The organism is Streptomyces sp. NPDC058964 (assembly GCF_042741275.1).
Lineage (GTDB): Bacteria > Actinomycetota > Actinomycetes > Streptomycetales > Streptomycetaceae > Streptomyces.
This window is the reverse complement of the sequence record NZ_JBHYKH010000345.1, coordinates 1-9,774: the sequence shown is the minus strand read 5'-3', so window position 1 is coordinate 9,774 and position 9,774 is coordinate 1. Positions and strand designations below refer to the sequence as shown.

Sequence of the window (9,774 nt, the reverse complement as noted above, 5' to 3'; positions counted from 1 at the left end):
GGCGGACCCTGATGCCCGGCAACTCCGGCCGTGTGACCATCGATGGCATGCCGGAAGCCGCAGCAGCGCCCCTCGACGATCCGCGGCCACCGCGCAAGCTCTACCGCAGCAGCGACGGCCGCTGGCTCGGTGGTGTGGCGCGGGGCCTCGCCGGCCACCTCGGGCTGCCCGTGATCTGGGTGCGGCTCATGTTCGTCGGCCTGCTCATGGCCGACGGCCTCGGCGCGCTGCTGTACGCCGCGTTCTGGTTCTTCGTGCCCCTCGGCGTCGGCGGTGTCGGCGACCAGAAGCCGCCGTCCCTGGTCGGCACGGAGACCTCGCCGGACGGCCGCCGCAGACTCGTCGCCCGCAAGCCGGACAAGGGCCAGATCGTCGCCCTGCTCCTCATGGTCGTCGTGGCCATGGTCTTCGTGAGCAAAGTCAACCTCGGCAACGGAGCCAAGGCGTATCTCCTGCCCGCCGTCCTCGTCGGCGCGGGCGTCGCGCTGGTCTGGCGCCAGGCGGACAACGCCCGCCGGGCCCGCTGGGTCGAGGTGGGCAGCCGCCGCCGCACCCTCACGCTCCTGCGCACGGGCGGCGGCGTCCTGCTCGTCACCGCGGGCGTCTCCGGCATCTTCGTCCTGCAGGGCTCCGCCGCCCACCTCGGCTCGGTGCTCCAGGCCGCTCTCGCGGTCCTCGTCGGCATCACGCTCCTCGCCGGTCCCTACCTCGTGCGCATGACACAGGACCTCTCCGAGGAGCGCCTGATGCGCATCCGGGCCCAGGAGCGCGCCGAGGTCGCCGCCCACGTCCACGACTCCGTGCTGCACACCCTCACGCTGATCCAGCGCAACGCGGAGAACGCGAACGAGGTGCGCCGCCTCGCCCGTGCCCAGGAGCGCGACCTGCGTACCTGGCTCTACAAACCCGAGGGCACCGGCAAGGACGAGGCCGACGAACCGGACAGCCTCGCCGACGCGGTGCGCCGCAACGCCGCGGAGGTGGAGGACAAGCACGGCGTCCCCATCGAGGTCGTCGTGGTCGGCGACTGCCCGCTCGACGAACGGATCGCCGCACAGATGCAGGCCGCGCGCGAGGCGATGGTGAACGCGGCCAAGTACGGTGGCGAGGGCGGCGCCGTACAGGTCTACGCCGAAGTCGAGGGCAGGAAGGTCTTCGTGTCCGTCCGGGACCGCGGTCCGGGCTTCGACCTCGACTCGATACCCGCCGACCGCATGGGCGTCAGAGAATCGATCATCGGCCGCATGGAACGCAACGGCGGTACGGCACGGCTGCGCGCGGTGCCGGACGGCGGCACGGAGGTCGAGCTGGAGATGGAGAGGGCGGAGAGGACGTCATGAGCGACGCGACCGAGGAGAACGGCACGGCGGGAGCGGTGGAGGCGGGCGGCGGCGCGGCCGGGCGCCGTGTACGGGTGGTGCTCGTCGACGACCACCGTATGTTCCGCACCGGCGTCCAGGCCGAGATCGGTCAGACCCGGGAGACCGGTGTCGAGGTCGTCGGCGAGGCCGCGGACGTCGACCAGGCCGTCACGGTGATCACCGCGACCCGGCCCGAGGTGGTCCTCCTCGACGTCCACCTGCCGGGCGGCGGCGGGGTCGAAGTGCTGCGCCGCTGCGCCCCGTTGATGGCCGACACCGAGCGGCCGGTCCGCTTCCTGGCGCTGTCCGTCTCGGACGCGGCGGAGGACGTGATCGGCGTGATCCGCGGTGGGGCCCGGGGCTACGTGACCAAGACGATCACCGGCACGGACCTGGTCGACTCGATCTTCCGCGTCCAGGAGGGCGACGCCGTCTTCTCCCCGCGCCTGGCGGGCTTCGTCCTGGACGCCTTCGCCTCCACCGACGCCCCGCCGGTCGACGAGGACCTGGACCGCCTCACCCAGCGCGAACGCGAGGTCCTGCGCCTCATCGCCCGGGGGTACGCGTACAAGGAGATCGCCAAGCAGCTGTTCATCTCGGTGAAGACGGTCGAGTCCCATGTCTCGGCGGTGCTGAGGAAGCTCCAGCTGTCGAACCGGCACGAGCTGACTCGGTGGGCGACGGCACGTCGGCTGGTGTGACGGTCCGCCAGGCAGACCCCCGGTCGCCCGGCTACCCTGTGCGCGACGAGAGGAGGACTGCATGCTGCTGAGATTCCGCACGGCGAACGTGCGATCGCTGCGGGACGAGCAGGAGCTGTCCTTCGTCGTACCGCCGGGTGAGGAGTCGGACGCGGCGCGCACCCTGGGGCTGTCCGACGGGAAGACCCTGCAGGTCTACCCGCTGCTCGGCATTTTCGGGGCCAACGCCTCGGGCAAGTCGAACGTCATCATCGCGCTCAAGAAGATGAGGGAAGCGGTCCTTTGGTCGTACGCGCAGTGGACCGCGTACCAGGGCATCCCGCGGGAGGAGTTCGCCCTCGATCCGAAGGCCTCGGCCGAGAGCACCTTCTACGAGGTCGACTTCGTGCTGGACGACGGAGTCCGGTGGACCTACGGGTTCGAACTCGGGGCGGAAAGAGTGGAGTCGGAGTGGCTTCACGCGTATCCCAAGGGGCGTCGGCAGGTCTGGCTCGACCGCGACGCGACCCGTGACAACGTCTTCGAGTTCCCGGGGGAGCGCGTCCAGGACCGTGCGCTCCTCGCCCGGACGACCCGTCCGAACGCTCTGCTGCTCAGCCGTGCCGCCAATGACAACCATCCTCAACTCACGCGGATCTACGACTGGTTCAACGAGAACCTGTGGGACGTCACGCCGGAGACCGAGAGGACGCAGCGGGAGGCCTTCACTGCGCGTGAACTGCTGAGGGAAGGCGTCCGTGAGCGGGTCGAGGAACTGCTGCGCGTCGCCGACCTGGGCATTCGTGGTGCCGAGGTGGAGCAGTTGCCGGGCCATGAGCCCAAGGTGCGACTGCTGCACAGCAGTGACTCGGGCGCACCCGTGGCGTTCGACTGGCAGCACGAGTCGTTCGGCACCCGCTCGTGGTTCGCGCTGATCGGACCTCTCCTGCTGGCTCTGGACAGGGGAGCCGTCCTGCTCATCGACGAACTCGACGCGAGCCTTCATCCGCGCTTCGCCGCGGAGGTCGTACGGCTCTTCCAGGCCGAGTGGGTCAACCGCAGCGGGGCGCAACTCGTGTTCACCTCGCACGATCCGTCGCTGCTGAGGAGTCCCCGAGGCGGACGCCCTCTCGAACCGGGGCAGATCTGGCTCACGGAGAAGGACGACAGCGGGGCGACCGAGCTGTATCCGCTCACCGACGTGGGTCCGGGACCGGAAGAGGATCTGAGCGACTCGTATCTGGCAGGTGCGTTCGGCGCCGTCCCGAGGATGACGCAGGGGCAGATCGGCCGCAGAGTGCTGACGGCGTTGGCGGAGGAGGCAGAGCGTTCCTGATGGCGCGGGACAAGGGGCGGGACAGCGCGGGCAGAGCCAGGAGGACCAGGCCGGGCGACCGGCCTCGCGAGGTGTATGTCTTCACCGAGGGCGAGGTGACGGAACCGGAGTTCGTGGAGTTCGTCATGGAGCACGGGACTCGCGCGCAGCAGGGACGGAAGATCAACTACTCCATCGAGAACGCCGCAGCCTCGTCCAGCCGCCGTAAGCCCCTGCCTCTCGTGCAAGACGCCGTCACCAAGCTCGAAGGGGCCAGGAAGGCGGCCAGGAAGGCCGGTCTGACGCCCGAGGACTGGAACTGGCCCCAGGTCTGGTGTCTCTTCGACCGCGACCAGCATCGCGACATCCCCACGGCCTTCGCCCGGGCCGAGCGGGAAGGTGTCCGGATCGCGTACTCGCACCCCTGCTTCGAGCTCTGGCGACTGCTCCACTATCAGAACTACACGAGCACCTTCGGCGGAGTCTGCAACGACGCCGCGAGCCGTCTCAAGAAGCAGGAGGGCTTCACCGAGACGTACGGCGTCAGTGCCCGGTCCGTCTCCGCGGAGGATGCCAAGCGGGTCAAGGCCGGGCAACTGCAGCGGAAGTACAAGAAGGCCCGCCAGTACGCGGAGAAGATCAACGCGCGGCGCGAGGGCCGGGACCAGACGCGATGGGATCCGTACACCGATGTCTGGCGCTTCGTCGAGGACGGCCTGGACGTCATCGACTACTGAGAACGATCGGCGCCGGGGGCGGCGGGAGCCGCGGCGCAGCGAGAGACGAGGGGGACGCGTGGCCTTGGATTTCACCACGCCGGCCGATCTGGAGAACGCCCTGCGCAAGGCCATGGAAGCGATGCGCCGAGGGCCGGTCGAATCCTGGGAGCGGCGCGACATCGTCCTCGCGCTGCTCGTGTCATTGCACTTCAGTGACGAGTCCGGCAGGCGACTCGCCGGACCCCTGTCCCATGTCTTCGAGGATTCGGCGTCGGCCCGACCGCTCGGAGGCCTTCCGCCGGGAGATCGTCCCGCGTTGGTCAGACGGTTCCTCCTCCGGGCGGCGGCGGCCGTCAGGCGTCTGGACGAAGGCGTGCAGAGCCGGCTGATGGAGGCTTTCGAAGGTGTACGCCTCGACTTCGAAAGCCTTGCCTACCCCGAGGCGCTGGGCGACGCCGTGGAGTCCTTCCTGGGGGAGAGCCAGGCTTCCGTGCGCTTCTCGGGGGAGCACTACACCCCTCGTGGGCTGGTCGACCTGCTGACCGAGATCGCCCGGCCGCGCGACGGCATGCGGATCTACGACCCCTTCTGCGGCACGGGCGGCATGCTCCTGCATGCCAAGCGCTACGTCGACGCGCACGGGGACGACTCGCGTCGACCCGATCTTGCCGGGCAGGACGTCAACGCCGTCACCGCCGAACTCGGTGCGCTGAACCTGTACCTCAACCGGATTCCGCTCGCCGCTCTGGAACAGGGGGACTCCTTCGTGGCGGCTCCGCCGGGGGTGGGCGACGTCGACCTCGTTCTCAGTGCGCCGCCGTTCGGACTGCACCTCAGGGAGGACCAGGCACAGGCTCTGGACCGGTACACCTCCTGCGGTTCGGTGTCCGAACGAGGCCCGGCGGACTGGCCCCTGATGGAATACATGCTTCGGATGGTGACCCGGCGCAGAGGTTCGGTGTGCACGGTCGTGTCGCACGGCCCGCTGTTCCGCGCGGGCCGGGATCAGGCCGTGCGTTCGGCACTGCTGGACGCCGATGTGGTGGAGGCCGTCATCGGCCTCGCGCCGAACCTCTTCTCCTCGACGGCGATCGCTCCGTGTGTGCTGTTGCTGCGGGCCCCCGGTGGTAAGGCAGGCCAGCGGCACGGCAAGGTGCTCTTCGTCGACGCGTCCCGTGAGTACCGGCGCGGGCCCGACCGGAACGTGATGCGGTCGGAGCACATCGAACGCATCGTCTCCGCGGTTCGGGGGTTTGCGGACGTCGATCGATTCGCCCGCGTTGTGGACCGCTCGCATATAGCCGCCAATGGCGACATCCTGGATATTCGCCGTTATGTGGACAGTGCACCGCTGCCCGAGCCGCAGAGCCTCCAGGCCCACATGAGCGGCGGCATGCCGGTGGCCGAGATCGACGAGAAGAAGACGCTGCTGGATGCCTACGGGATCAAGCCGGGGCAACTCTTCGCCAGGAGGTACGGGGACGCTGCCTTCATGGACTTCCTGCCCCCGCCCGAGCGGCCGGACGCCCGGAAACTGACCGAGTTGGCCCAGGACCGTGAACAGCGACTGGGTGCGGCGCTCGGTGAGTGGTGGGAGCGCGCCGCGGGGGACGTCGCGCGACTCGCTCCGGAAGAGAGCTCCCTCGAGTCGACCGACAGGCGGATGGGCCGGCTCCGGCGTGCACTGCTCGACGCCTGGAATGCGTCGGTGACGGCTCCCGGCGTCCTGGAAGCCGGGTCTCTCTCCGCAGCGTTCACGGACTGGTGGCATGAGTCCGGTCCGCAACTGAGGACTTTCGCCCGGCGCGGCCGTCTGCTGCCGCCCGTGGAGGACCTGTCCGCGCTCCGCGAGGGCATGGAGGCGAAGATCGACGGCCTGGCCGTGGCACGACGGCGCGAACTCGTCGAGACATACGAGAGGTGGCAGCAGAAGTACGGGCTGTCGTTCCGTGAGATCGAGTCCCAGCTGACCGGACCGAGTGCCGGGTTCGTCCAGAACAACCCGTGGTCCCGGCGGAGCGCCTGGGATCTGTCGTCCATGAACGGCGCGGGCGTGGCGGACAGGCGCCGGCAGACGGCACAGAGCATCTATGCCCTCACGGACACCGAGAAGACGGTCGAAGGAGCGCTGGCCAAGCTGGACGTCGACGAATTGATGGCCCTGCTTCCGGTCCTGGCCGCCGAGCCGGAGTCCGAGGACGAGGTCGACCGGCTCCTCCTGCGCGACGTCGTCAGGGCCGCCAGGACCGGCACGTCCGGCCGCCTGACCGAGGAACCGGGCGGTGTGCCCGCCGTGGAGGCCCGGCACCTCACCGAACGCGGATTCTCACCCACGGTGCTGCGTCGGCGCCGCGCGGACGCCCCGCCCAGAGATGCGGAGATGCTCGTCAGGGGCGATGTGCTGCTGACGGCCCGCGTGATGGCAGGCCGCGGCTACCGGGCGATCGTCTGGGAGGAACAGCTCCCCCGGGCAACCTACAGCGGAAGCGTCCTGCGGCTGACACCCGACACCGAGCGTGTTCTTCCGGGCTACCTCGCGATCTGGCTCTCCCACCGCGCAGTGCACCCACGTCTGTATGCGCAGGCACGGCAGAGCCGTGACGCGTTGTTCGACCTGCCGGCCGGGCGGCTGCTCAACGTCGAGATCGAACTGCCGAGTCTGCGGGATCAGCAGCGCATTCTCGATGGCACGTCCGCGCTGGCGGGCCAGCGTGAGCTGCGGTACGCCCAGCTCGCCAAGCTCGATCTGATCAAGCGGACCATGCTGAGGGACCTGGAGTCCGACCGGACGTCCGTCGACTACGCGAGCTGACGTGTGCGTCACACCACCCGCGTCGCCCCCGCGAACGGCATCTCGTCGATCGGGGCCAGGCGTACGGGGGCCGAGGGGTTCGGGGCGTGGATCATCTGGCCGTTGCCGACGTAGATGCCGACGTGGCTGATGCCGGAGTAGAAGAACACCAGGTCGCCGGGGCGGAGTTCGGAGCGGGAGACGCGTCGGCCCGCGTTGATCTGGGCGTACGTCGTGCGGGGGAGGGAGATGCCGGCCGAGCGGTAGGCGGCCTGCGCGAGGCCCGAGCAGTCGAAGGCGTCCGGGCCCGTCGCACCCCACACATAGGGGCTGCCGAGCTTCCGGTACGCGTACGCGACGGCGGCCGCGGCACGGGAGTCGGGGGCCTCGGCCGAACCGGGGGGAGTCAGGTCGGCCCGCGCGTCCGAGGCCGAGCGCGAGGCGTGCCCCGCCCCGGCCGTCACGGCGCCCGGCCCGCCGTCCGCCGTGACCCGGCTGCGCTCCTGCGGGGTCAGCCGGGACAGCAGCTCCCTCGCCTCGCCCAGCTTCCCGGTGACCGTCTTCTTCTGCCGCTTCAGTTCCGCCTGGCGCGATCTGAGCGACACCAGCTCGACATGGGCGGCGCCGCGCAGCTGCTCGATCTCCCTCAGCTGCTTGCGTACCCGCGCCACGGCCTGGGACTGCCGGTCGCCCGCCCGCTCGGCGAACGCGGTGCCGTCCAGATACCGGTCGGGGTTGCCGGAGAGCATCAGCTGCACGGCGGGGTCGATGCCACCGCCGCGGTACTGCGCCGCCGCGATGGAACCCAGCGCGTCCCGCGCCGAGTTGAGCTTCTCCTCCTTGCGGGCCGCCTCGTCCCGCAGCTCCTTCAGCCGCTGCTGGGCCGAGTCCGCCTTCTCCTTCGCCCCGTTGTACTTCTCGGTGGCGGCCTCGGCCTCCTGGTACAGCTTGTCCACCTTCGCCTTGACCTGCGTCGGAGTCAGCTGCGGCTCGGCGTGCCCGATGCCGTCGAAGCCCGTCGCGGTGGCCGCGCCCGCCAGGGCGATGGTCACGGCCGTGCGGGCGGTGTTGCCGCCCAGCGAGCGCTGCCGGGGCTTTCGGTGCACTGCCACCTGGACCGTCACGTCCTTTCGTACGGCTCGTACGACCGAGCGGTTCGCGGGTCCGGCGGCGGTCTGCACAGGGGGAGCGGGCCGCCGCCGGACCTTTCTCGGCGGTGGTGGCCGGCTGCCGCCCCTGGCCCGGGCGGCGGTGGGGAGCCGGTCACCTGGTGCAGGACGCTAAACCTGAAGGTGTCGGCACGGTAACGCCATGTATGGAAGTGCCCGCATCGGACTGCGCGGCGACCGCATGTGATCGTGAAACGGGGTCGCGGCCGCCGACTTCACGCAGCGTGGTGACCGAAGCGGCGGTTTCGTGGTGCGTGTGTGTGGTGGGGTGCTATGGGGTGCATATATGCGGGGGGATTAGGCTCCGGCCTCATGGACGTACTCATCCATCTCTTCGTCGGCCTGCACATCATCGGCATCGCCGCGCTCCTCGGCGGCTTCCTCACCCAGATGAAGGCGATGGGCCGGGGCACCGCCCGCTTCGTTCCCGCGATGCTGCACGGCGCGCTGACCATGCTGGTCACCGGCGCGGTCCTGGTCGGTCTCAACCAGGCCGACGACCAGCACGTGAACAGCATCAAGATCGGCGTGAAGCTGGCCCTGCTGATCGTGATCCTCGGGCTCGTCTATGTGAAGCGGGACGACGAGAAGGTGGACAAGCGCCTCTTCGGTCTGGTGGGCCTGCTGACCACGGCGAACATCTTCATCGCCGTGCTGTGGACCTGATCCCTCGGCGCAAGACCCGGGCCCCGGCGCGGGCCGACCGCACCGCGCCGGCGGCGACCGCGAGCCATGCCGCCACCGCGATCCACAGGAGGACCTCTCCGGGCCCCCTCAGCCACGGGATCCCGAGGGCTGCCGCGACGGAGAGCGTCGCCGCGGACGTCATGCCCAACGGGAACACCGTCGCCCAGCGGCGCCGGTCGTAGCGCAGTCGCGGGCGGGCCACCTCGGCGGCCAGGAGTACGACGTACCAGGCCAGGTCGAGGACCAGCAGCGCGAGGGTCACCTCGCGCAGGACGCCGAGGTCGTCGTCGTTCCACAGGTACAGGCGCCGGCTCTCGGCCGCGATCAGCTTCGCCCCGGCAAGTGCCGAGATGGCGAGCGCGCCGCCTGCGATCCAGTGGTCCCCGGCGCCCTCGAGCACCTGCCGCATGTCGAAGCGGGCCAGCGCGAGTCCGTAGAGCACGAGACCCAGCCAGAACAGCGCGAGAGCCGCGTGCGCCAGCCACGCCGTCGCCGTGGCGCCGCCCAGCGTGGCGCCGAGCACGGCGAGCCCCTCGGTGGCCACGCAGCACAGGAACACGGCGCCGGACATGCGCCTGCGCCAGTTGCGTACGAAGAGGCCGAGCAGCACCGGCCAGAGCACGGTGGCCAGCGCGAGCAGCGCCGCGGCCGGCACCTGCCGCCCCAGCGCCGAGAAGTCCGTCCCCAGCACCGTGGTGGCGGCGACGGCGGTGAGCGCGCCCGGGGTCCGGGCCTCCGCCGCCCATCGATCCCGCTGCCACAGCAGCCCCACGAGGAAGTCCACGCCCAGCGCCAGCCACGCGGCGCAGGTCATCGCCAGGGCGATCAGGGACAGTACCTCGTAGCCGGCCAGACGCAGCGCCGCCGACACGATGCCGGTCGCCATGACGGCGGCACCGGCGGTCGGCGGACGCCGCTTCCACCAGATGCGCAGATGAGAGGGGGCGGGCATGGGCCGATGCTAGGGAGCCGCGCACCCCTTTCCCGCGGGGCACGCGCGCGCGTGCCCTGGAAACCGCGCGGGCGCGGGACACGGACACGCACGCCCGGCG

General features: G+C 70.4%; 8 protein-coding genes. 6 read left to right on the top strand and 2 right to left on the bottom strand.

Annotated features, from left to right (window positions below; translation table 11 throughout):
• Positions 1-11: 11 nt before the first annotated feature.
• The 5 genes from ACFW2E_RS32235 to ACFW2E_RS32215 all read left to right on the top strand — a co-directional run bounded on the left by ACFW2E_RS32235 (position 12) and on the right by ACFW2E_RS32215 (position 6,887).
• Entirely contained in the window at positions 12-1,340 is a 1,329-nt protein-coding gene (locus ACFW2E_RS32235; RefSeq protein WP_384471010.1) for a PspC domain-containing protein, read from the top strand.
• Positions 1,337-2,062, top strand: a complete 726-nt coding sequence (locus ACFW2E_RS32230) for a LuxR C-terminal-related transcriptional regulator (RefSeq protein WP_384471007.1) — start codon at positions 1,337-1,339, stop codon at positions 2,060-2,062. The genes ACFW2E_RS32235 and ACFW2E_RS32230 overlap by 4 nt, the downstream gene beginning before the upstream one ends.
• Positions 2,063-2,123: 61 nt before the next feature.
• Positions 2,124-3,377, top strand: coding sequence for an ATP/GTP-binding protein (locus tag ACFW2E_RS32225; protein ID WP_384471004.1), 1,254 nt, complete (start codon positions 2,124-2,126; stop codon positions 3,375-3,377).
• Positions 3,377-4,093 (top strand): RloB family protein, encoded by a 717-nt coding sequence (locus ACFW2E_RS32220; RefSeq protein WP_384471001.1) that lies wholly within the window; start codon positions 3,377-3,379, stop codon positions 4,091-4,093. The genes ACFW2E_RS32225 and ACFW2E_RS32220 overlap by 1 nt, the downstream gene beginning before the upstream one ends.
• Positions 4,094-4,151: 58 nt before the next feature.
• On the top strand, positions 4,152-6,887 hold the full coding sequence (locus ACFW2E_RS32215) for an N-6 DNA methylase (protein WP_384470998.1): 2,736 nt from the start codon (positions 4,152-4,154) through the stop codon (positions 6,885-6,887).
• Between the two features lie 8 nt (positions 6,888-6,895).
• Here the strand turns inward: ACFW2E_RS32215 and ACFW2E_RS32210 are convergent, their stop codons facing one another.
• Positions 6,896-7,978 (bottom strand): NlpC/P60 family protein, encoded by a 1,083-nt coding sequence (locus ACFW2E_RS32210; RefSeq protein ID WP_384470995.1) that lies wholly within the window; start codon positions 7,976-7,978, stop codon positions 6,896-6,898.
• Between the two features lie 369 nt (positions 7,979-8,347).
• On the opposite strand from ACFW2E_RS32210, the gene ACFW2E_RS32205 reads away from it, so the two are divergent.
• Positions 8,348-8,701 carry a hypothetical protein gene (locus ACFW2E_RS32205; RefSeq protein ID WP_384470992.1) on the top strand — a complete coding sequence of 118 codons (354 nt, stop codon included), beginning with the start codon at positions 8,348-8,350 and terminating at the stop codon, positions 8,699-8,701.
• On the opposite strand, the gene ACFW2E_RS32200 is transcribed toward ACFW2E_RS32205, so the two are convergent.
• Positions 8,679-9,674 carry a tellurite resistance/C4-dicarboxylate transporter family protein gene (locus ACFW2E_RS32200; RefSeq protein ID WP_384470989.1) on the bottom strand — a complete coding sequence of 332 codons (996 nt, stop codon included), beginning with the start codon at positions 9,672-9,674 and terminating at the stop codon, positions 8,679-8,681. The genes ACFW2E_RS32205 and ACFW2E_RS32200 overlap by 23 nt on opposite strands.
• Positions 9,675-9,774: the final 100 nt, after the last annotated feature.